Consider the following 23,104-nt stretch of genomic DNA (forward strand, 5'->3'; position numbering starts at 1 on the left):
TGAATACTTTAAATACTAAATTTGTACATCTTGAAAACCTTTAAAACGCTTACTGTCCTACTGTTTGGCTCGCTTCTCTACTGTGTAAGTTTTCATGATGCAGAAGCATTGCCAATGTTTTCTCGTCAAACTGGTCAAAATTGTGTCGCTTGTCATGCTGGTGGTCAATACCCTGAACTAACGCCTTATGGACGTTACTTTAAATTAACGGCTTATACGCTGGGTGAGCGAAGCAATGTACCTGTTTCTATTCAGTTTGTGGGCGGCGCTGCTACGAGTACCAATGGAAACAATGGCACGGGTCAAGTGCACCAAAGCGGCAAGTTAGAGCCTAACTATCTTTTCTTGGATGTGGGTGGAAAGATCACCGATAACATTGGTGCATTTAGTCAGTGGTACTACGCCATTGATGAGCAAGTCAGTGGTAAGGGAAATATTCCCAATCAAAATCAGTTCGCAGCAGATATACAGGATTGGCGCTACGCAGATCACTATGTTGGAGCTAGTGTAGATGTCATCAAAGATTTTATTTGGGGGGCATCTCTCAATAACTACGCTGGCGCTACTGATGTCTGGAATTCATCTCCCATGTGGATGTATCCCTATATGGGCTCTACCAGAAACTATTCCACCTATGGGCTACCATACAACACCAGGCTTTCTGCCTACTCTGTTCACAATCCAGGTTACGGTGTCTATGGCTATGTAAATAAGAATTTTTATGGAGAAGTGGATCTCTACCAGTCAGGTGGCTCGGGTGCACTCTCATGGATGACCTATCCCGCGTCTAATAGCAATCCTAATAGTGCTCCCGTCTACCTTCAAGGTGTCAATCCTTATTTCCGGTTTGCATATCAAAGTGATGAACATGAAGGACATAATTGGATGCTTGGCGTTTTAGGTGCCAACATTAATCAATACTCCAGTTGTAATACCGTAGCTGATAGCAGTAGTTATAGAGGTGCTACACCTAGTTGTAGTGGTCCCGTGAATTCGCCTGCCCTAAGTGCAGGAACAGTGAAGTATCAAGATAGGGCGATTGATGGACAGTATCAATATTTAGTGGATCCTCATACAGTGACCGCGCAATTTCGCTACACAAAAGAAAATATCTCCGACCCTACGGGCATTCTGTATAGCAACGCTACTAATAAAACCAATTCCTTTCTGTCCAAGGTTAGCTATGTCTATAACGCCACCTATGGAGCAGCTCTAGCATTTCAAAATATTACTGGAACGGCAGATGCGCATTATGGTACTAATGCGGTATCTGGAGCAGCCTTAAATCCAAACTCAACAGCCTGGATTCCATCCATTTGGTATCAGCCATTACAAAATTTGCGCATTACTTATCAGTACACTGCGTTTACCAAATATAACGGTGGAACAATTAATTACAACGGAGCCGGAACAAATGCGAGTGCAAATAATGCGAGCTGGCTCTATTTATGGTTGGCAATGTAATGAAGACAATTTCCAAGACCATGAATTTCTCTAGAGTCATCTCCCTAGCCATTCTTCTGCCGGTAGTCATCTTGGCAGGTTGCACCTATTTCAATAACATTCCTCCCGTGACTACCCTAGAAAATCCAACCAGGAGCAGAACGCTTGGTGATTATGAGGTTGCAGGTAATGTACTAGCAGTGCAAGTATGTGCAGCTTGTCATGGTGTTAATGGGCAATCACAATCACCAATGGTTCCTAATCTTGCTGGTCAGCAAAAGGATTATCTAGTAAATCAGCTGCAGGATTACCGTGATCAGACTAGGAGTAATAAATATGGTGTGCAGTTTATGTGGGGTATGGCTCGCTCATTAACGAATAAACAAATCCAAGGATTGGCAGATTATTTTTCTAAGCTCCCCCCTAAACAAGCTGCAACTCATACTGGAGATGCTTCTATATTAGCGCGTGGCAAAGAAATTTTCGAGAATGGAATTCCTGCGCAAGGCGTTGTTCAATGCAATTCTTGTCATGGCCCCAAAGGGGAGGGTATGGCAACTTTCCCGAGAATTGCTGGTCAGCATGCTTATTATTTAATTCAACAGCTTAATGTTTGGAAGGAGCCAGCCCATAAGGAATTTATGGAAGTTGGTGGCAATACTTGGGCGCCTCGAACCATTACCTTTGCTCGGCCACATGGTGAATTAATGGTGAATGAAGAGAGAAATCTCTCCGAAGCAGATGCCCAGGCTGTCGCTATTTATCTAAGTACTCTTAAATAGCTTAAATGGAAAGAGTTATTCATAAAACTCAGTTAAGATATTTCGTAATTCATTTTTGGATAAAGAATAATCAAATCATGAGAAATTTTTCAGTGCCCCCACTTTTATTGTCATTGATTTTCTGTTTGACGGGGTTATTACCTCTAATTGCAAAAGCAGAAACTTCCGCTCAGGCAGGGCAATATTTAGCTAATGCAGGTGATTGCACTTCTTGCCATACTGCACCTGGAGGAAAGCCTTTTGCTGGTGGACTCAAAATGGCAAATCAGTTTGGGTATTTGCTAACACCCAATATCACTCCGGATAACGCAACTGGTATTGGTAGATATAGCAAAGATGATTTTTATCGCGTTCTCCATAACGGAGTAAATAAAAAAGACCAAGATCTTTATCCTTTCATGCCCTATGTTGCCTATACCAAAGTAACCAGAGAAGACTCGGATAAGATTTACGATTATTTGAGAACAGTACAGCCTGTTTCAAATCCAATTGAAGTGAATCATTTGGATTTCCCTTTTAATATTCGTAGCAGCATGATTGTGTGGCGGGAATTGTTCTTCAAGGTAGGCTCGTATAAACCAGACCCTACTAAATCCAATGTTTGGAATCGTGGTGCTTATTTAGTAGAAGGTCTTGGACACTGTAGCTCGTGCCATTCCCCTCGTAACTTAATGGGAGCAATTGAAAATTCCAAAGCCTACACAGGTTCAGTAATTGATGGCTGGTATGCCCTCAATCTCACCTCAAATCCACTGACAGGCCTTGGTAAGTGGTCGGCGGAAGATATTGCGAAATATCTGAAAACAGGTTCCTACGAGGGCAAAACAACAGTACTAGGTCCCATGGAGGAAGTGGTGCATAACAGTACTCGAAAACTGACCGATGCGGATTTATTGGCAATGAGTACTTATCTTAAATCTATACCGGCCAACTCAAGCTTATCGGAAAATCGTCAAAAAGTAGATGCTACCTATCTTGTAGGCAGCAAATTGTATATTGATAACTGTAGTGGTTGTCATCAGTCCTCGGGCAGAGGTATTAAGGGAATGATTCCACCTTTAGCAGGCAATCCAGTGGTGATGGCGGCAGAGCCCAACAATATTATTAAAGTCATGATTCGTGGTATTCATCGGCGTGATGGATATTTGGTGATGCCAGAATTTGCCTCTAGATTAAATGATCAGGAGATTCTGGAAATTGCCAATTACATCAGATCGAGCTGGGGAAATGCTGCTAACCCGAATGCCACTAAATCCTTAGTAGAGAAAATTAGAGCTAATCCAGGGCTCTAAATAAAACGCATGACGATTATCTGAGGCATTAGCCTCCTGATTAAAAAGCCCTCTAAGCCTGCTCCAGAGTCTTGATAGGCTTAGATTGGCTGCGCTAAAACGCGAATTTCTAGTGAATTCTCATGTGACACATATTCGTCACATTTGATTGCCATATTGCTAGAATGGAAACTTTTATTCTCATTATTGCTGGGATTTATCAAGAAAAAGGCGATCTTCACTACGATGGTGAGGATGTTTCTCAACTAGCTCATGCCTGGCAGTGTGGACAATTGGCAAAAATAAATGGCGCAAGCCCTCAATTGCAGTTGGCAGCTTGGTTGCATGACATCGGCCATCTCTTATCAAAAAAAGAAGGTACTCCAACTATCGATGCTTACGATGATCATCATGAGCAAACTGGGGGTAATTATCTGGCGAAGATTTTTTCTAGTGATGTTGCCCAGCCAGTACTGATGCATGTTTTAGCCAAACGATATTTAGTAACAACCGACCCTGATTACCGCGGAGTTTTATCGCAAGACTCCATCAGAAGCTTAAAACTTCAAGGCGGTGAAATGAATATTCTTGAGTGTGAAGAATTTATAGCTCACCCTTACGCGAGAGATGCAATCTCATTAAGAAAATGGGATGAATTGGGTAAAAATCCAAATTGGGAAATGCCCGCAAAAGTAAATGCGATAGCAGAGTTATGTAATTTAGCTGAAAGTTGTTTATGAAAAATATACTTTCAGTAAATGATGCCAATAAAACTTTTTTCTCGAATGGTAAGAAAACGCGAGCTCTTTCGAATGTTTCAATGAATATTACTGCGGGTGAGCGGGTTGCATTGATCGGTGCATCCGGCTCTGGAAAATCAACGCTGATTCGAGCTATTTGTGGCCTAGAGGTTCTCGATAAAGATGGTGGAGCAATATCTATTAATCATCAGGAAATTCAGTCTCACGGGAACCTATCTAAAAACGTACGTCAAATTAGAAATGAAATTGGAGTCATATTCCAGCAATTTAATTTGGTGAATCAATTAGACGTGATGACGAATGTCTTGATTGGTATTTGCCCTCAAAAGAATCTTTTTGAGATTATTTTAAGACGTTTCTCTTTAGAGGATAAGGCAAGAGCCTTGGACGCACTTGATAAAGTCGGCTTAGCCCAATTTGCTTATCAAAGATCGTCTACCTTGTCTGGTGGCCAGCAGCAGCGAGTAGCCATTGCAAGAGCATTGATCAAGGGCGCTAAAGTTTTGTTGGCAGATGAGCCGGTAGCGTCTTTGGATCCAGAGTCCTCTCGAAAGGTGATGGAGACTATGGTGAGCTTAACTGAAAAATTAGACCTCACCTTTGTTACCAGCTTGCATCAGATTCCCATTGCTAAAAAATATTGTGAGAGGACTATTGCCTTAAATAATGGCTCAGTAGTTTTTGATGGCCTCACTCAAGATTTGAATGCTTCCATATTGGCAAGCTTATATGGTTCCAACTTAGGCGATCTAGTGATGGATGATGATTTGAATTATCTACAAGATACCAGTATTTCTGAGTCAAAGCTGACATTAGTTCAATAAGTTTTAATTTTTTTAGGAGATATACATGAAATTAAGCAAAATCCTTTTAACTTGTTTTATTGCTTTGTCTGCACTCACGGTGCAAGCAAAAGAAATTAGTTTTGGAATCATTTCAACTGATTCTGCATCGGCACAGAGGGATCGATGGGAACCATTCTTTCGCGATATGGAGAAGCAGACTGGCTTAACGGTTAAATCATTCTATGCTCCAGACTATGCCGGAGTGATTGAAGCAATGCGCTTTAATAAGGTTCAGGTAGCGTGGTTTGGAAACAAGGCTGCAATGGAGGCAGTTGATCGTGCAAATGGAGAAGTCTTCGCCCAAGTGATTTATGCAGATGGTGCATTGGGATATACATCCTATTTAATCACTCAAAAAGATTCGCCATATAACAATGTGGATGATGTGATTAAAAATGGTAAGAGCATCAATTTTGGTATTGGTGATCCCAATTCAACTTCTGGATTTTTAGTGCCGACCTACTACATCTTTGCCAAGCGCAATATAGAGGCAAGAGATACTTTTAAAACTGTGAGAAATGCGAGCCATGGGGCTAATCTTCAAGCTATTCTTGCAAAGCAACTGGATGTGGCAACTAATAACTCTGAAGAAATAGATCGTTTAACTGCCACCAAACCAGAAGCCGCTCAAGATATTAAGATCATTTGGAAGAGCCCATTAATTCCAAGCGATCCTTTTGTATGGCGTAATGATTTAGATAAAGATACAAAAGAGAAATTGAAGAAGTTTGTATATAACTACGCTAAAACCAATCCTGAGGAAAAAGCCGTACTCAAGAATATATACAACTATGGAGAATTTAAACCTTCAACAAATGCCCAACTAAATCCGATTCGTCAATTAGAGCTGTTTAAAGACCTACGTAAGGTCGAGTCAGACACCACGATTAGTGATGCTGAAAAAGCCAAAAAAGTTGCTGAACTCAATGAGGCCTTGGCTAAGATCAAATGAGCGAGTTTGTTTCAGGACTCTCATTAGATCGAGTTAAAGCAAGGGCTTATGAGGAGAGACATGGCCTATCCTATTACATAGGGTGGGCTATATTCTTTTTGGTGCTGTCGTGGGCTTGGCAGGGTGCAGAAATGCGCCCCTTGGATCTTATTAAAGATTCAGGAAATATGAGTAAATATGCTGCTGATTTTTTCCCACCGAGTTTTAAGGACTGGAAGCTGTATGTGGCTGAAATGCTGGTTACTGTACAGATTGCCATTTGGGGAACTTTGCTAGCAATTATTGCAGCAGTTCCTTTGGGTTTATTAAGCGCATCAAATGTAGTTAGTCCTTGGATATATCAGCCAGTTCGCCGCTTGATGGATGCTTTACGTGCCATCAATGAAATGGTGTTTGCGATGTTATTTATTGTGGCAGTCGGTTTGGGTCCTTTTGCAGGAGTGCTGGCATTATTTGTTCATACCACTGGAACCTTGGCAAAATTATTTTCCGAGGCAGTCGAGGCTGTAGATCCTAGACCTATTGAGGGAATTAGGGCGACTGGCGCTCATCCTATGGCTGAAATTGTGTATGGAATTTTGCCTCAAGTCATGCCGCTGTGGGTTTCCTATTCCTTGTATCGCTTTGAGTCAAATGTTCGATCTGCATCCGTGGTAGGAATGGTGGGTGCAGGTGGCATCGGTGTGATTTTGTATGAGGTGATCAGAGGATTTCAATACCAACAAACTTGTGCGGTTCTAATTATTTTAATTGCTACGGTAACGATCATTGATTTGATATCTTCCTATCTCAGGAAGCTTGCAATTTAAATAATGTCTAGGCCTAGTATTTATTTTGGCGCTGACGCTCTTGATGAGCTCAGAAATCTGTATCCTGATCGCGGATTTCATATTTTGCGAATTCCAGAAATTTCCAATGCTGAAATGAAAAAAATTCAATCTTCCTTACAGGGCAGAATTCTATCTGAAACAATCTATCAAAGAGGCATGCCGGATATCCAGAGTATCCAAGAGCTTCAAGATGATTTTTGGAAGTATGCGCATTGCGAAAATTCTGTTTTGCTGGGAATTGGTGGTGGCAGCGTCATGGATGCTACTAAAGTATTGCGCTTTAAGCCTAATGGCATTGGTTGGTTAAGTAAAAACCTAGATCGACCCATAGAAGATCGAAATACTCAAAAAATTCCTTTATTACTGGCTCCAACAACTGCTGGTACGGGTAGTGAGGTAACTCCAACCGCAACTATTTGGGATTTTGCAAAACAGCGAAAACATTCTTTCTTTGGATCCCAGGTGCTAGCCAATGTCGCTATCGTAGACCCCCATCTTTGTCTTAGTTCTCCCTGGGTTCTGTCTCGTGATGCTGCTATTGATGCACTTTCTCATGCATTGGAAGCTATTTGGAATAGAAATTCGACAGAAGAAACTAGCAATCTTGCCATTTATGCAGCTGATAAAATTTGTCATTATTTACCCCTCCTCAGAAATGATCTAGATAATCTTGAGATTCGAGAGCGACTTTCAGAGGCTGCTTTATCGGCTGGTTTAGCGATGGCTCAAACTCAAACGGCGCTAGCACACGCTTTGTCATATGCGCAGACTGCTGCAAGCAAACAAAGCCATGGCCAATCTTGCGCCTATTGGTTGCCTTATGTATGGCAATTACTAATTAAAAGCAATTGCGATCCTGCAGTTTTAGTCTCTATAAAGAAAGCCATTGGTACCTATTTTCGAGATCCCACAGAGATGCAACAATGGCTACTTACTTTAGGTTTTTCAGTGTATCCCCCGCTTGAACGTGATAAAAAGCTAGAGGAGCAGGTTGGCATTGAGAGGCTGTCAACTCGCGGAAGAAACTTTTTAGGATTTGATATCAATGATTAAAAAAAGTTATAACCTGCTAGTCGTAGGTTCGGGAATTGTTGGTTTAGCGCATGCCTATGAGGCCAAAAAAAGAGGCCTATCAGTCGCTATTGTTGAGCAAAATGCGCGTTGCACTGGCGCTTCCATTCGTAATTTTGGCTTTATCACTGTTTCAGGGCAGGGGGTCAGAGATACTTGGCGCAGGGCGGTACATTCAGCAAAAGTTTGGAGAGAGTTAGCAGACTTAGCCAAGATCAAAATCGTACATCAGGGAACTTGGATTTTATGCCAACGTGCTGAAGCAGTGGAAGTGGCCCAAGCATTTTTAAAAACGCCGATAGGCGTTGGATGTGCTTACTATCCTAAATCTAGCTATAAGGATCTACCAAATTTAGGTTTTTTTAACCTAAATAGTCTTAGGCTGGAAGAATCATTAGGCCTCCTCTATAGTCCACATGAATTTAGGGTTGAATCTAAAGAAGCAATTCCTCAATTAACAAGTTATTTGCAAACTGAAATGGGCATTGATTTTTATTGGGAAACCGAGGTCTTATCCATTCAAGATTCATGGGTCCAGACCTCAAATGGTCAAGTACAAGCAGCTAGAGTGGTTATATGCCCAGGTGCTCAACTGACAGGGGTAGCTAAGCAGTACATAGAACAACACAATTTAAGACTGTGCACTCTACAAATGTTAAGGGTCAAAGTGCAGGAGGGGTTTATCTTACCGGGTAGTGTTATGACAGATAACAGCTTAGCAAGATATCTGGGGTGGTCTGATTTACCTGAGGCTAGCGCACTGAAAGAGCGCATTGCAAAAGAGATGCCTGAGTATGTAAAGGAGGGAATCCATCTGATTGTCGTTCAAAGTGCAGATGGTAGCTTAGTAGTCGGAGACTCCCATCGCTACGGCACTAGTGAAGATGTTTTTGCAAGTGAGCAGGTCGAGCGTTTAATTATTGATTTGCTATACCGAGTTTTAAGTATTACTGAACACACCATTCTGGAGCGCTGGACGGGAGTCTATCCATCATCTAGCGAATGCGATGCATTGATTGAAAAAGTTTCCCCACGAATGAGGGTTGCAATAGTCAGTAGTGGTACAGGAGCAAGTACAGCTTTTGGACTTGCAAAAGATAATTTTGATGAATGGTTGACTAATGATTAAAACTTCAATTGAGGCAGTTATTTTTGATTGGGCTGGAACCACGGTAGATTTTGGTAGCCGAGCACCTATGGGTGCTTTTGTGAAGTTATTCCAGTCTGAGGGTATAGAGATGACCATCTCACAGGCACGCATTCCGATGGGTATCAATAAATGGGATCACATTAATGCCCTCTTACATCTTCCAGAAATTCAATCACAATGGCTGCAGATTCATGGGAAAACGCATAGCAATGCTGATGTCGATCGTCTGCTGGAGATTTTTGTACCGATGAACAAAGTCAGCATTCGAGAATGTGGTCAATTAATTCCTGGAGTAGCGGAACTAACGAAGACACTCCGTGAGCGACATATCAAAATTGGCTCAACAACCGGATATACGAAGGAACTCTTAGACATTCTTCTTCCAATTGCTAAGGAGCAAGGGTATGAAGCCGACGCACTTTCATATTCGGGTGATACCCCATTAGGGCGTCCATCTGCCCAAATGATGTATAGATGTGCAGAACAACTTGGTTTTGATAATCCACTTTCATTTATCAAGGTGGATGACACTGAGCCTGGGATTGAGGAAGGTAAGGCCTTTGGGTGTTGGACGGTAGGTGTGGCTGTGAGCGGAAATGCCCTTGGACTCTCTTATGAGGATCTGATCGCTCTGCCGCAAAAGGATTCAATTCATCTTATAGAGTCTGCTAGAAAGACTATGCAAGCAATGCAACCAGATTATGTGATTGATTCCGTTGCAGATTTATTGTCAGTAATTGATCAGATTAATCGACGCTTGGATTTGGGTGAAAAGCCAAATTAGCGAGGGTAAACGCTAGCCGAATAAATATATCTATCAGCATCTATTCAGCTTATAGTTGACTGCATCTAATATTAATAATCAAAATGAAATAAGGCTACATACGGCGATGATATTTTTTGCGACAGTAAGGAATTAAGTAACAATACTGATGATTCTCTACGATCACAAAAGCTCAATGTAAAAATTAGATCAACACGAAATATATATTATTTCTTAGGTCAAGTAGCTTCTGCCCAACTGAGAAGCTCGAATCCATATTTAGTTACTCTTCCCCCAACTGCATCGACTTTTAATGAAAAAGTTGGGGAAAGCAATCAATATGCTTTACTTGGAATCAATAAAGGCGCCGAGCAAAGAAGACCGTTTTCCTCATATGAGGCTCTAGATGGAATTGTTTATACGATTCCTAGAGCCAACAATGGGTATTCATCAATCATTATTGATATGCTGACTCAATTCCAAACGCTGGCAAAAGTTCCTGGAAGCGTGCCACCATCTCCAGCTGTGATATTGAGATAGACGGCCTGCTTGGAAGTTTGCTGATGCTCTTGGCTTGGGTGAGAATGGCTTTGCTAAAACAGTATTTTATTTTTGATTATCTACTGCATCGTTTGACTCTCATTCCTTATTTCAGACCAAAGAATGCATTAGCTTGTTCGATGATCGAATCATATTCTTTGTTATTTGGTTTATCAGGGCTACCACCCTCAATAAAAGTGCCGCCGATGACCCCAATGTCTTGGGGAGCCGAATCTGGTAAATGCTTAGGAAAGATATAAAAAGAGCGTTCTACGTTTTGATCCGCTTCAGTCTTACCCATACCAAAGTAAACCAAGATCATATAGTTCATATTGTCAGGCACTTGATTTTTAAGCATAATCAGATGTCCTTGAACAGGAACGAGGGCGCTGTCATTGGCCAATTCAATCGAGCCAAGTCCGCTACAGTTAAAAATGAACTTTTCTTTTAACTCATCAAATGCATTGATTTTTCCGACTACGATGTTAATGTGATGGGCATTGATAAAGTCATGTAACTCACCCATGAGTAGCGCTGTATTCATAAAGATGCCATCGTCGTAAGCAACCATCTGACGAGTTGTGCCATTGCCAAAATCTAACACCACATCTTTGGCTGGGCGCATCACTTTTCCTACATATGGCTCTAATCCAGAATCTTTTCTACTATTAAAGTAGCTAGGAACTAAGCGAGCTCCTTTTTTGAAGTCATCATTTTTATTTCTGGCTACACCATCATAAAAACGATAAGCATCAATACCAATTTGATCAATGATGGGCTGCATTTCATGATCATTATCCATGGAGACAGGAGCCAATAAGCCCCCAGCGTAATGAGAGGCTAGAGAATCTAACTTTTCAGCGTAAATGGTGATATTGCTATAGCCGCGTTTGACTAAATCATAGGCAGTAAATAGCCCAACCAAGCCTGCCCCAATAATCGCAATAGGAGTAGTTTTATCAGATAATTCTTTTGCTAGTGGCGACTCGATGAGTAAAGCATTGACATACTTCGCTGATCCCGGACCTAGCGTCCAACCACTGCCACCATGACCATAATTATGGGCGATGACTTTACTGCCTATTTGCTCAATACCAAAGTGAGGCATACCATGCTTCATAGGTCGATAGCATAGAATTCTTTCCCCTAAATTGACTGGCTCAAATACTGGGGGAACAATTTTGCGAATTTCTATAGATTCAGTCATATCAGGCCTTGGTTTTATACAGGTAGATATTCTAATAAAAAAATACGACACCACTATAAAAGAAAGTGGGTCGTATCAGCTCAATCCTTCATGTATTGGTGAGTCAGGTGTAATTGGTTGGCAATATTCACGGGTAATCCCTATATTGATGATTTGCACCCCATGTTAGATTGTTAGTGGGGTTGAAACTTCAATAATAAGAATGAAATATGGAGACACTATGACTAATCAAAGACGTGAATTTCTTAAGGTATCTGCAGTAGCTGGCGGCGCGGCACTAACAAGCCCATTTATTACAAACCAAGCTGAGGCAGCAACAGCGGGTCCTGGTGCGGGGGCTGTCAGGATTGCCAATCCCGAGATGGCAAAGAATATGACGGTGCTGAACTATAAATCAAACAATCAATATGTCTTGGGCGTCAAGACAGATAAGGGAATTTTAGATGTTGCTAAAGCGGCCAAACAGTTCAAGGTGAAGGCACCAATCAATACGGATGATTTGATTCAAAATGGTGATCAAGGCCTAGGAAAATTGGTGAGCTTAGCATTGAGTAAAGGTGGCTCAAATTTATTTTTAGATGAATCTAAAATCGAATACGCGCCAGCCATTACGAATCCCGAGAAGATTGTGTGCGTGGGATTAAATTATGCAAAACATGCTAAAGAAACGAATAATCCCATACCCACATTGCCTATTTTGTTCAATAAATTTAATAACACTCTCAATAGCCATAATGGTGTTGTGAAGGTATCGGCAGTTAACGCAGAAAAGTTTGACTATGAAGCAGAGTTGGTGATTGTGATGGGCAAGCGCGCATCTAATGTAAGCGAAGCTGATGCTTTGTCATATGTATTTGGTTATGCTACTGGACAGGACTTTACGGCGCGTGAGCTGCAGCAACGCAGTAGTCAATGGATGATTGGTAAGACAAATGATGGTTTTGCGCCAATAGGGCCTTATATTTTGACTGCAGATTTAGTTGGCAACCCAAATCAGCTGAAAATAGAACAATACGTCAATGGTGAAGTTCGTCAGTCATCTAATACTAACGATATGGTCTTTAATTGTGCTCAGATTGTGAGCTATACCTCGAAGATCTTTACTCTAGAGCCAGGCGATATTATTTTTACAGGCACCCCTGAAGGCGTGATTACAGGGTATCCAAAAGATAAGCAGATTTGGCTAAAGCCGGGCGATAAGCTTGAAACCCGGATTGAGAAGTTGGGCAACCTTAAATTTACTTTAACTTGAAAAAAGAAAAAGCCACCCCAGGGTGGCTTTTTTAATGCTAGTGGGGTAAATAAAACCTAAAGTACTACTTAGACAGATTTAAGATTTGACGCGCCTCATTTGAGCTAGCAAGTTCTCCGCCTAAATCTTGCACAATACGTTTAGCCCTCTCAACTTGTTGGGCGTTACTCTCACACAGCACACCTTTTTCCATATAAATATTATCTTCAAGACCTACCCGAATGCCGCCGCCCAATAGTAGGGCTTGCGCAACGATAGGAAAGGCAGCACGACTAATTCCAAATGCAGCCCATTTTGCTCCTTGGGGTAATTGATTGCGCATATACATTAATGTTTCTGGCTCGCTATTGAGCGCATATTTAACGCCCATCACAAAAGTGTATAAACCTGGGCCTTCAAGTGTTCCATCCTTAATGAGATCTTTTGCTAAGTTGAGGTCACCCGTATCAAAAATTTCCAGTTCAGGCATAACGCCTGCAGCACGGATGACTTTAGCCATGACTTTTACCGTAGCTGGTGTATTAACAGCTATTTCATTTACTGTATTCATCGTATTGAGATCAAGCGAGCAAATATCGGGTTTGAGTGCAGTAATGTGCTCAACCCTTTTCAGTGGATGACATAGGCTTGTGCCAGGTGCAAAGACCTTTGGATCATCTTCGGATGGAATAAAGCGTGCACCAACCCCGGTAGTGAGATTCAGAATTAGTTCTTTATTTCGGGATCTAATAAAATTAACCACTTCTGCATAGTGATCCAATTCCATCGAAGGCTTTCCTGTATCAGGATAGCGAACATGAAGATGCACTACTGCCGCACCCGCATCTGCAGCTAAAAGTGCAGATTCTGCAATTTGAATTGGTGTAATGGGGAGATAGGGCGTCATTTCAGGCTTAGTTAAGCTTCCTGTAATTGCACAAGTCAGAATCGTTTTGCTCATGACGGGTCCTTTGCTGTAAGAGAGTGGAGTCGCATTGTTTGAATTAATAAAATTAAACGTTTGCTCAATTTACCTTGTAATAATTTAATCGGTAAAAACCCTAATTTAGATATAAATGACTAAATTTATAGATAGACTTAGCACACAATTTTTAGCTAGAAGTTTCCGATGTTTCACCTGATTGTTCTTTAATAGGGGATAGTGGATGTTTACCCAAAGATTTTTTATTTTATTTGCTCTGGCTCTAAATATCAGCTCACCAGCGTGGGCCCAATCAGCTTCTAATTACCCCAATAGAGCTATTCGATTTATCGTGCCTTTTGCTCCTGGTGGGGCTGGAGATACTGCAGCAAGAGTAGTAGCTCAAAAACTGAGTACTACATTAAATCAATCTGTGATTGTTGAAAATAAGCCTGGAGCTGGAGCTTTGATAGGGATGCAGTACGTAGCCAGTGCACGTCCGGATGGATACACCATACTCGCTGGTTCCTCTGCATTTGTAGTGAATGCAGCTCTCAACCCAGACACAGCTGGATACAATCCAGAAAAAGACTTTTCCCCGGTGATTATTGCTGAAACGCAACCCATGGTGATCGTTGTAAATCAGGCCCTAGGAGTAAAGTCTTTAATCCAACTCAGAGATCTAGCTGCAAAAGATAAATTATCGTTTGCCTCAGCTGGTGCTGGCACGCAACCCCATGTTATCTGTGAGCGTATCTTTAATGGATTGTGGGGGCTAGACATACCCCATATTCCATACAAAGGAATCTCCCCAGCTATCACTGCTTTAGTTGGTGGTGAGGTACCCATATACTGTGGCGCGCCTGTAGGCATTAGCCAGTTTGCTAAACAGGGAAAAATACAAGTGCTTGCAGTGACCAGCGATAAGCGAGTTCCTAATATGCCAGATGTACCTACTATTGCAGAGGCTGGCTTTCCTCAAATGAGGGATGGCATTTGGCAAGGATTTTTTGCTCCCGCTAAAACACCTCCTGGCGCTATCTTAAAATTGAACCAAGCGATTAACCAGGCGCTTAAATCGCCAGATGTAATAGAAAAATTAGAACAAAATGATTTTGTGATTATTGGCGGCACAGTTAAGCAGGCATCGGAATTTATTAGCTCTGAGATGGTGCGCTGGAAAAAAATTGCCTCTGAAACCAAAATCAATACGGCTCAGTAAATTACGGTAATAAGCTATTCAGGCTTAATATTTTTTGACTGAATGATGACTGCCATCTTGGTAACTTCTGATTTTAAGAACTTGCTTGCCTCTTCGGGCGAGCTTCCTATGGGTTCCAGACCCAGTTGTTCAAAGCGGGCTTGTATATCTGGGGAGTTTACTGCGCGCTTTGTTTCATAAGCCATCTTATTGATAATCTCTTTAGGCACGCCAGTAGTGGTTAAGAACATTGACCAAGTAGCGCAATCTAAGTCAAGACCACTTGCTTCTGAGATGGTAGGCACATCAGGGGCACTCGCAAGACGGCGCGAAGACATCAGTGCAAGAGCTTTAATATTATTACTGCGCACTTGCGGCATGAGAGTTGGTGGAGTATCAATGAGTACTTGAATATTGTTACTCATTAAATCTTGTAAGGCAGGACCAGAGCCCTTATAGGGCACATGCACCATATCAATGCCAGTTGCCGTTTTAAATTGTTCTGTTGCCATATGGGCAGCAGCACCAATACCAGAAGATCCATAAGATAGTTTTCCGGGATTCGCTTTAGCATAAGCAATCAATTCTTTAAGATCTTTGACTGGTAGTGCTTTATTGATTGCAATAATCAGAGGCGTTATTCCTACAAGGGAGACTGGTGTCAGACTTTTGAGTGGGTCAAAATTGAGAGCACCAGCATAGAGCGTAGGGTTGACAGAATGGGCTGCAAGAACATTTAAAAAAGTATAGCCATCAGGTGCTGCTCTTGCCACATACTCTGAGCCTATTAAAGCATTTGCGCCAGGTTTGTTTTCAATCACAATCGTCCAACCAGTAAGCTCAATAATTTTCTGGACGACAATGCGGGTAGAGGTATCACTCAAGCCGCCAGGAGCGTATGGTACAACCCAGCGGATGGGTCTAGTGGGCCATGGCGCGGCTACTAATTCTTTAGAAAAATAGAGCCCAAATATTCCGGCGCCTACTCCCAGTCCAAACAATCGTCTATTCATCTGCGCTAACCTTTCAATTCGATACAGTGATTCAAGAGATTAAATCCATCTTATCACTGCATGCTGCTAAGCACCTCTTTTGAAGTTAAATGAATAGGTATACCTCTCTGCTGGGTGAACGCCAATGCCAACCTCAAAAATTTTGCCTTTGGCATTGGCGTACCGTCTATACACTGTTAATGCCGGTGAATGTATCTTGACCTTCAGTATTTTGGCTGTAGCTTGATCAATATTTGTTGCCACAATATCAATTTGTGTTGTGTCCGCTACTTCACCATACATTTCTGAAATTTGATCAGCTAATGGTATTTGGTCATGCTTCTTGTGTTTCACGACGCCGGCAAACTGTGGAAGGATGTAAATATTATTTTGGCATAAAGGGATTTTTGAACCCTTTGGATATCTTATGGCTACCATATGAAACCAAGTATCACCAGGTGTGCATTGCAGTATTTCAGCAAGATCATGATTGACGGCAATAAATTCAGAATTGATCGTTTCTCGAATGGTCTCTTGTGGATAGTTGAGTAGTTGCTGAATCGAGGCAACAGACTGAATCAGTTGACTCACTCTCGTTGTGGAGATCACAAATGATCCCACTCTCTTATATCGTGAGATTAAGCCTAGGCTGACCATTGATCCGAGAGCTTGTCTTACGGAGTAACGACTTGCCTTAAAGAGCTTGCACAACTCGTCTTCCGTCGGTAATTTACCTCCAATTGGATACTTCCCTGATCTAATGTCTTTTTCGAGAATGGTAGAAATTTCAAGATCTTTAGATTGGATTGTCATAGGTATTTCGGTGGAGTTAACTTTATATGTTCGAACAATTAAATTGATGGTATCCTTTTAGAAATTAGGATACAAGCTAGATTTTAGAGTTTAAGTCTAATTGTTCGAAAATAAAAGAATATAAGTGACATGGAATGCAGATGAAGACAGATACCCCAATAAAACGCCAACAGACGAAGGTCATCATTACGTGTGCTGTTACAGGGGCAATTCACACCCCATCCATGTCGCCTCATTTGCCGATCACACCAGAAGAGATTATTGAGGCATCTGTAGGCGCAGCAGAGGCTGGAGCGGCCATTATTCACTTACATGCAAGAGATCCGATTACCGGAAAGCCTGACCAAAGCCCTGAAGCATTTGGAAAGTTTTTACCGCAAATTAAGGCTCGAACCAATGCAGTATTAAATCTAACTAGTGGTGGCTCTCCATTTATGAAGATAGAAGAGCGCATTCAGCCTTCAATGAAGTTTTCTCCTGAAGTGGCCTCATTGAATATGGGATCCTTAAATTTTGCCTTATTCCCAATGCTTTCAAGGTTCAAGGAGTTTAAGCATGATTGGGAAAGACAGCATTTAGAGAGTAGCAAGGACTTAATTTTTCGAAATACCTTTAAGGATATTGAGTTTGCTTTAAAAGCATGCGCTGAAAATGACACGCGATTCGAGTTTGAGTGTTATGACATAGGCCACCTCTATAACTTGGCGCATTTTGTAGACCGAGGCCTCATCAAGCCCCCATTTTTTGTTCAATCTGTTTTTGGAATACTGGGCGGCATTGGCACTCATTACGAAGATGTAGTGCATATGAAACGAACTGCTGACCGTCTTTTTGGCCATCACTATCAGTGGTCTGTTCTTGGGGCAGGTCGCAATCAACTGCCCATTGCTGCGATGAGTGCCGGAATGGGTGGAAATATCCGCGTGGGATTGGAAGACAGCTTATGGCTTGGGAAGGGCACCTTAGCGAAGACCAATGCCGAGCAGGTCATTAAAGCACGCCAAATTATTGAAGGACTCGGACTTGAGGTGGCAAGCCCGGATGATGCCCGCAAGATGTTGGACCTTAAAGGTTCTGACAAAGTCAATTTTTAATTAATACAAAAACTACATTTAATAAGGAGGCCATGGTGGCAAGAATTTCATATCCAGATTTAGAGGCAAATCCAGAATTAAAAGCACTCACAGCAAAAATTATCTCTGAAAGAGGAAAGTTACATAATCTTTACAAGATGTTATTAAATAGCCCTCCCATCGCTGAGGGGTGGTTAAATTTACTGACTGCAGTAAGGCAAAAGAGCCTCTTGAGCGGAAGAGTTCGCGAGTTGGTAATTATGAGAATTGCCGTGATTAATAAGGCGGAATATGAATTTATCAGCCATACCCCATTTGCTCTCAAAGAAGGCATTTCGCAAGAGCAGATCAATGCAATTGAAAGTTGGAATACATCGACATTATTTGATTCTGTAGATCGATCGGTTTTAGCCTATACCGACTCTATGACCCGAGATGTTCATGTTCCAAAAAATATTTTTGAGGATGTAAATAAGCATTTTGATGCGAGAGGCATGACGGAGCTGACAGCCACGATTGCATCTTATAACCTGGTATCCCGATTTCTAGAGGCTCTCGAAATTGATCCTGAGCCAGAACCTAAATAAAAGGATTGATATGAAACTTAAATTTGCGTGGGTATTACTACCAATCATTACTTTATTTCAGCTACCAATGGCCTATGCACAAAATGCATACCCAGATAGACCAGTACGCCTTATTGTTCCGCAGGCTGCAGGTGGTCCTTCGGATGTATTGGGAAGAGTAGTTGCACAAAAGCTCTCAGATTCACTGGGCAAAAGTGTGATTGTTGACAATAAGCCGGGAGCAGGTGGAAATATCGGTACCGAAAATTTAGCAAAAGCAAAGCCAGACGGCTACACCATGCTAATAACCATCATTGGAATTCTGGGGATTAACGAAACACTCTATAAGACTTTGCCTTTTAATATCTCAAAAGATTTAGATGGTGTTTCGAAGGTAGCATCGTCACCCATGGTATTGGTTGCCAATCCAGCATTTGAAGCAAATTCGATTGCTGAGCTCGTTGCCTTGGCTAAATCAAAACCAGCTCTAACTATTCCTTATGGCTCTTCAGGTACTGGCTCACCCCAGCACATTGGTGGCGAGCTTCTCAATACCAAAGCGGGAATTAAATTAAGTCATATACCTTACAAGGGCGCTACTCCAGCCTTGACAGATTTGCTGGGTGGTCAAATACCACTCGCAATCGTGGGGCTTCCTGCAGCAATGCCTTACATTAAAGCTGGCAAGCTAAAGGCAATAGCGGTATTGAGTAAGTCACGCTCTAAGATCGCTCCTAATATTCCAACTTTTGTTGAGTCTGGTTATCCAGAGATAGAGGCCGAGTTAGTTTATGGAGTGTTTGTACCTTCGGGAACGCCCAAGCCAATTATTAATACGCTCAATCAAAAAATCGGTGAGGCTCTTAACTCAAAAGAAGTGAGAGAGAAAATCTTGAATGATGGATTTGATGTAGTACTTAGTACACCAAGCGAATTGAACGATTATCTGAAGAATGATGTTCAAAAATGGCGTCCTATCGTACGAGATTCTGGCGCTACACCTGATTAAATTAAAAATATTCCGAGGATAAAATGGGAAAGAAAATGAAGGCCGTAAGGCGCGTAGTAACCGGCAATGATGGACAGGGAAAATCCACCATTACTTGGGAGGGTGAGGCTCCTGCGAGACATGAGTCAAAGTTTCCGGGTAGGGGTGTTACTGATTATTGGGTCTGGAATAAAACACCTCAACCATTAAATGGTTCTGAAGATGCCAGTTTGTGGCCAGATGAATTTCCTGGGCCAAAAGGTGGCGGCCATTTAAGAACGGTTCATTGGTTGGCTAACCATGAAGTTCAGGGCGAGATCCCACCATTAGTTACGCCTCATGCACCAGTCCCCGTTCCTGACGGGCGCTCATGGGATCGTGGAGGTGGTAATAACGTTACCGTTTCAGATATGCATAAAACCGAATCGGTTGATTTTGGAATTGTGCTAGAGGGTGAAAGAGGCCTCGTACTGGATAACTATAAAACGGTTATTAAGCCAGGCGATATTGTGATTCAGGTGGGCGCTTGGCATTTGTGGGATAGCTCCCGCATCGGTTGTCTCATGGGTTTCGATATGATCTCTGCAAAGTTTGATGAGCAGGGACTCGGTTTACAGGAAGAAGATATTCCAGTAATGCTGCCAAATCCTAACCAGGTATTACCAAGTGGCGTTAAACCACAAAGACGGATTATTACTATTGATAAAGAGCCTGGTAAGTCATCTTTAGTTGCTGACTCATTTTCTCCTGAGGTGATTTTAGATCCTGCTAGACCTGGATTTGCCTTGCAACGTATGTGGGTAATTGATAGTCATCCGGCCAAGATCGTTCCTGAAACATTACAGTTGCCCAATATCTTGGTACCGCCAAAGACTGGTACCGTCTTGAATGTGTTCACTTTCCCTCCCGATAGTCATTGGAGCGGTAAGGTGGATAAGGCGCAGGTTGAAGCCTTCTATAAAATCGTACGCGCATCTGAAATTTGTACATCTGGAACGATTCCCAATCATCCTTATTCTCAAAAATCAGATACGGTAGATTTTTGCTTAGTGACCGAAGGAGAGATCTTCTTAATTCTAGATACAAAAGAAACGCTTCTGAAGGCCGGAGAGATTGCTGTGATACGAGGTGGCAATCATGCATGGAGTAATCGCAGTAATCAACCTGCTATTGTTGCCATCTCAAGCCACGATGCTATACAAGAGTAAATAGTTACAAAAAGAGTTGTGAAAAGCCCACTTCGGTGGGTTTTTCTTTTGCTTAGTCAGAGGGGATTAACTGTGTTGAAACTTCGTTTTCAAACTCTGACAAACGGATTAAAAGATGTCAAACTGACTGTTTAAAGTGACGAAGACATTGGTCTAAATAAATGGTACGATAAATTTTATGTCTCAACCGAATATTATTTTTATTGTTGCTGATGATCTTGGTTATGCTGATCTTGGTTGCTATGGATCAAAAGCAAACTCTACTCCTGCCTTAGATAAATTAGCTAAAGGCGGTATTCGTTTTACCCAGGGTTACTCTAACGCCCCAGTATGTTCCCCAACCAGATTTGCTTTAATGACTGGAAGATACCAATACCGATTAAGAGGAGCCTTAGAAGAGCCTTTGAATTTTAAAAGTAGAGGTAATTTGCTTTTAGGGCTACCACCAGAGGTACCAACACTTCCATCCTTGTTAAAAGAAGTCGGGTATGACACAGCCCTATTTGGCAAATGGCATCTTGGCTTTCCGCCAAAATTTGGCCCACTATTTTCTGGCTATGACGAATTTTTTGGCCCATTAGCAGGAGGAGTGGATTATTTTTCTCATTGTGATTCTAGCGGCATTCATGACCTCTGGATGAATGAGGAAGAATGTCATGAAATTGGATATTTGACAGATCTTATTTCCATTAAGGCCCTTGCATATATTGATAAAAAAACGAGCAAATCTAGTAATAAGGAAAATCCTTTTTTTATCAGCCTCCACTACACAGCACCACATTGGCCATGGGAGACTAGAGATGACTCTCATCTAGCGGACGAGGTAAAAGATAATCTATTTCATCTACATGGCGGCAATATTCACACTTATCAAAAGATGATCAATCATATGGATGAGGGAATTGGCAATATTGTTTCCTTATTAAAAAAGAATCGTGCTCTTGATAACACTCTCATTATCTTTACGAGTGATAACGGTGGTGAGCGGTTTTCAGATAACTGGCCACTAGTTGGGGGCAAGATGGATTTGACAGAGGGTGGCATTAGAGTTCCTTGGATAGCCCACTGGCCTGAATATATAAACCCTAATCAAACTTCCAGCCAACAATGCATCACTATGGACTGGACAGCTACTATTCTTGAAATAGCAAATGCCACCCCTAACAAAAATTATCCACTTGATGGCGTATCAATGCTTCAAATATTAAATAACCCTGCAAATGAATTTGAGCGGCCTTTATATTGGCGTATGAATTACCGCAATCAAAGAGCTGCTCGTATTGGAGAGTGGAAGTATTTAAAAGTCGATGATCATGAATATTTATTTAACCTTGCCCAGGATGAACGCGAAAGAGCTAATTTAAGTGAAAGAATGCCTGAGCAACTAAAAAAAATGCGAGATGATTGGGAGGCTTGGGATATGGAAATGCTTAATATCCCAACTGATGGAAATGTAACGGTCGGCTATTCTTTAAAAAATATGCCGCTTAGATAGGAATTTTATGAATTTTTCTTTAAAGCATCTAATAATTATTGGCATATGCTCGCTATCCGCATTTGTTCATGCGCAGACTTATCCCAATAGACCTGTAAAACTGATAGTGCCCTTAACCCCAGGTTCCGGGGTTGATATTGTTGCGCGTATTCTGGCAAAGAACTTAAGTGAAACCTGGAAACAGCCGGTGATTGTTGAGAATCGTCCAGGTGCTGGAGGGCTTATTGGTACGAGTGCGGTAGTAAATGCTGATCCCGACGGATATACCTTACTGGTTCAATCTGCCTCTTATGCTGCTAATCCGGCTATATATAAAAAATTACCATATGGCTCTAAAAAATCTTTGATAGATGTGAGTTTGCTTGGCATCACACCTTATTTAATGTCAACCTCACCAGCTGGCCCGTATACATCCCTGAAAGATCTAGTGATTGCTGCTAAGGAAAGGCCAGGTGAGTTAGCTTTTGCCTCTGCAGGGATTGGAAGCTCAACCCATTTGGTGGCTGAATACTTTAATCAGGTTGCAGGAATTAAGATGACGCATGTGCCGTATAAAGGGGGCCCTGAAGCAATACAAGATTTGATTGCTAATCGTGTCGCTTATTTTATGATCGCATTCGATACTGCAATTAATCAAGTCAATGCTGGAAAGCTAAGGGCATTAGGCGTTACAACAGCCGCTCGCTCTGAAGTGGCAGCTACTATTCCTAGTATTGCAGAGCAGGGTTATCCGGGGTTTGATATGAGTCTATGGTTTGGACTTTGGGCTCCCAACGGAACATCATCTGCGATTGTTCGCAAAATAAATGCTGATGTTAATCTTGCGCTCCAGGATCGTGAAGTGATCACTGCATATACTAAAGCTGGCATACAATCTAAGCAGATGAGCCCTGAAGAGTTTCGTAAGTTTGTTCTTTCTGAGATTGCACAATATCAAAAAATTGTTTCCAGTGCGAAGATTGAGCAACAGTAGGCTATGAGCATTGCAAACTAATTTTTT

Annotated in this window: 22 protein-coding genes; 18 read left to right on the plus strand and 4 right to left on the minus strand. The window is 41.8% G+C overall.

The window, feature by feature from the left end; genetic code table 11:
• Positions 1-30: 30 nt before the first annotated feature.
• The 10 genes from ICN38_RS10455 to phnX all read left to right on the plus strand — a co-directional run bounded on the left by ICN38_RS10455 (position 31) and on the right by phnX (position 9,889).
• The gene (locus ICN38_RS10455) at positions 31-1,464 is read left to right on the plus strand and encodes a cytochrome C (RefSeq protein ID WP_216257035.1); all 1,434 of its coding nucleotides are present in this window, start codon (positions 31-33) and stop codon (positions 1,462-1,464) included.
• Positions 1,464-2,225 carry a cytochrome c gene (locus ICN38_RS10460; protein ID WP_216257036.1) on the plus strand — a complete coding sequence of 254 codons (762 nt, stop codon included), beginning with the start codon at positions 1,464-1,466 and terminating at the stop codon, positions 2,223-2,225. The genes ICN38_RS10455 and ICN38_RS10460 overlap by 1 nt, the downstream gene beginning before the upstream one ends.
• A 77-nt stretch (positions 2,226-2,302) precedes the next feature.
• Positions 2,303-3,517: a cytochrome c gene (locus tag ICN38_RS10465; RefSeq protein WP_216257037.1), complete on the plus strand. Its 1,215-nt coding sequence runs from the start codon at positions 2,303-2,305 to the stop codon at positions 3,515-3,517.
• Between the two features lie 164 nt (positions 3,518-3,681).
• On the plus strand, positions 3,682-4,236 hold the full coding sequence (locus ICN38_RS10470; RefSeq protein WP_216257038.1) for a phosphohydrolase: 555 nt from the start codon (positions 3,682-3,684) through the stop codon (positions 4,234-4,236).
• Positions 4,233-5,081, plus strand: a complete 849-nt coding sequence (phnC, locus tag ICN38_RS10475; protein ID WP_216257039.1) for a phosphonate ABC transporter ATP-binding protein — start codon at positions 4,233-4,235, stop codon at positions 5,079-5,081. Before ICN38_RS10470 ends, phnC begins: the two co-directional genes overlap by 4 nt.
• 25 nt (positions 5,082-5,106) lie before the next feature.
• Positions 5,107-6,054, plus strand: a complete 948-nt coding sequence (gene phnD, locus ICN38_RS10480; protein ID WP_216257040.1) for a phosphonate ABC transporter substrate-binding protein — start codon at positions 5,107-5,109, stop codon at positions 6,052-6,054.
• Positions 6,051-6,863, plus strand: coding sequence for a phosphonate ABC transporter, permease protein PhnE (gene phnE / locus ICN38_RS10485; protein ID WP_216257041.1), 813 nt, complete (start codon positions 6,051-6,053; stop codon positions 6,861-6,863). The genes phnD and phnE overlap by 4 nt, the downstream gene beginning before the upstream one ends.
• 3 nt (positions 6,864-6,866) lie before the next feature.
• Positions 6,867-7,937, plus strand: coding sequence for an iron-containing alcohol dehydrogenase (locus ICN38_RS10490; protein ID WP_216257042.1), 1,071 nt, complete (start codon positions 6,867-6,869; stop codon positions 7,935-7,937).
• Positions 7,930-9,084 (plus strand): TIGR03364 family FAD-dependent oxidoreductase, encoded by a 1,155-nt coding sequence (locus tag ICN38_RS10495; RefSeq protein WP_216257043.1) that lies wholly within the window; start codon positions 7,930-7,932, stop codon positions 9,082-9,084. The genes ICN38_RS10490 and ICN38_RS10495 overlap by 8 nt, the downstream gene beginning before the upstream one ends.
• Positions 9,077-9,889: a phosphonoacetaldehyde hydrolase gene (gene phnX / locus ICN38_RS10500; protein ID WP_216257044.1), complete on the plus strand. Its 813-nt coding sequence runs from the start codon at positions 9,077-9,079 to the stop codon at positions 9,887-9,889. Before ICN38_RS10495 ends, phnX begins: the two co-directional genes overlap by 8 nt.
• Positions 9,890-10,514: 625 nt before the next feature.
• On the opposite strand, the gene ICN38_RS10505 is transcribed toward phnX, so the two are convergent.
• The gene (locus ICN38_RS10505; protein ID WP_216257045.1) at positions 10,515-11,615 is read right to left on the minus strand and encodes an FAD-dependent oxidoreductase; all 1,101 of its coding nucleotides are present in this window, start codon (positions 11,613-11,615) and stop codon (positions 10,515-10,517) included.
• A gap of 220 nt (positions 11,616-11,835) precedes the next feature.
• Between ICN38_RS10505 and ICN38_RS10510 the strand changes: the two genes are divergently transcribed.
• The gene (locus ICN38_RS10510; protein ID WP_216257046.1) at positions 11,836-12,867 is read left to right on the plus strand and encodes a fumarylacetoacetate hydrolase family protein; all 1,032 of its coding nucleotides are present in this window, start codon (positions 11,836-11,838) and stop codon (positions 12,865-12,867) included.
• A gap of 64 nt (positions 12,868-12,931) precedes the next feature.
• Here the strand turns inward: ICN38_RS10510 and ICN38_RS10515 are convergent, their stop codons facing one another.
• A complete protein-coding gene (locus ICN38_RS10515; protein WP_216257047.1) occupies positions 12,932-13,807 on the minus strand; it encodes a 3-keto-5-aminohexanoate cleavage protein in 876 nt (291 codons plus the stop codon).
• Positions 13,808-14,012: 205 nt separating this feature from the next.
• Here ICN38_RS10515 and ICN38_RS10520 point away from each other — a divergent pair, with 205 nt between their 5' ends.
• Complete coding sequence (locus ICN38_RS10520) at positions 14,013-14,990, plus strand: tripartite tricarboxylate transporter substrate binding protein (protein ID WP_216257048.1); 978 nt, start codon at positions 14,013-14,015, stop codon at positions 14,988-14,990.
• Positions 14,991-15,004: 14 nt separating this feature from the next.
• Here the strand turns inward: ICN38_RS10520 and ICN38_RS10525 are convergent, their stop codons facing one another.
• Positions 15,005-15,982, minus strand: a complete 978-nt coding sequence (locus ICN38_RS10525) for a tripartite tricarboxylate transporter substrate binding protein (protein ID WP_216257049.1) — start codon at positions 15,980-15,982, stop codon at positions 15,005-15,007.
• 66 nt (positions 15,983-16,048) lie between these two features.
• A complete protein-coding gene (locus ICN38_RS10530; RefSeq protein WP_216257050.1) occupies positions 16,049-16,774 on the minus strand; it encodes a GntR family transcriptional regulator in 726 nt (241 codons plus the stop codon).
• 140 nt (positions 16,775-16,914) lie between these two features.
• Between ICN38_RS10530 and ICN38_RS10535 the strand changes: the two genes are divergently transcribed.
• The 6 genes from ICN38_RS10535 to ICN38_RS10560 all read left to right on the plus strand — a co-directional run bounded on the left by ICN38_RS10535 (position 16,915) and on the right by ICN38_RS10560 (position 23,077).
• Positions 16,915-17,868 carry a 3-keto-5-aminohexanoate cleavage protein gene (locus tag ICN38_RS10535; RefSeq protein ID WP_216257075.1) on the plus strand — a complete coding sequence of 318 codons (954 nt, stop codon included), beginning with the start codon at positions 16,915-16,917 and terminating at the stop codon, positions 17,866-17,868.
• Between the two features lie 35 nt (positions 17,869-17,903).
• Positions 17,904-18,434 (plus strand): carboxymuconolactone decarboxylase family protein, encoded by a 531-nt coding sequence (locus tag ICN38_RS10540; RefSeq protein ID WP_216257051.1) that lies wholly within the window; start codon positions 17,904-17,906, stop codon positions 18,432-18,434.
• 10 nt (positions 18,435-18,444) lie between these two features.
• The gene (locus ICN38_RS10545) at positions 18,445-19,422 is read left to right on the plus strand and encodes a tripartite tricarboxylate transporter substrate binding protein (protein ID WP_216257052.1); all 978 of its coding nucleotides are present in this window, start codon (positions 18,445-18,447) and stop codon (positions 19,420-19,422) included.
• A 35-nt stretch (positions 19,423-19,457) separates the two neighbouring features.
• Positions 19,458-20,609, plus strand: coding sequence for a hypothetical protein (locus tag ICN38_RS10550; protein WP_216257053.1), 1,152 nt, complete (start codon positions 19,458-19,460; stop codon positions 20,607-20,609).
• Positions 20,610-20,787: 178 nt separating this feature from the next.
• Positions 20,788-22,104 (plus strand): sulfatase, encoded by a 1,317-nt coding sequence (locus tag ICN38_RS10555; RefSeq protein ID WP_216257054.1) that lies wholly within the window; start codon positions 20,788-20,790, stop codon positions 22,102-22,104.
• A gap of 7 nt (positions 22,105-22,111) precedes the next feature.
• Positions 22,112-23,077, plus strand: coding sequence for a tripartite tricarboxylate transporter substrate binding protein (locus ICN38_RS10560; protein ID WP_216257055.1), 966 nt, complete (start codon positions 22,112-22,114; stop codon positions 23,075-23,077).
• Positions 23,078-23,104 lie beyond the last annotated feature (27 nt).

It is taken from the genome of Polynucleobacter sp. AP-Melu-500A-A1, from assembly GCF_018882125.1.
In the GTDB taxonomy this organism is placed as follows: domain Bacteria; phylum Pseudomonadota; class Gammaproteobacteria; order Burkholderiales; family Burkholderiaceae; genus Polynucleobacter.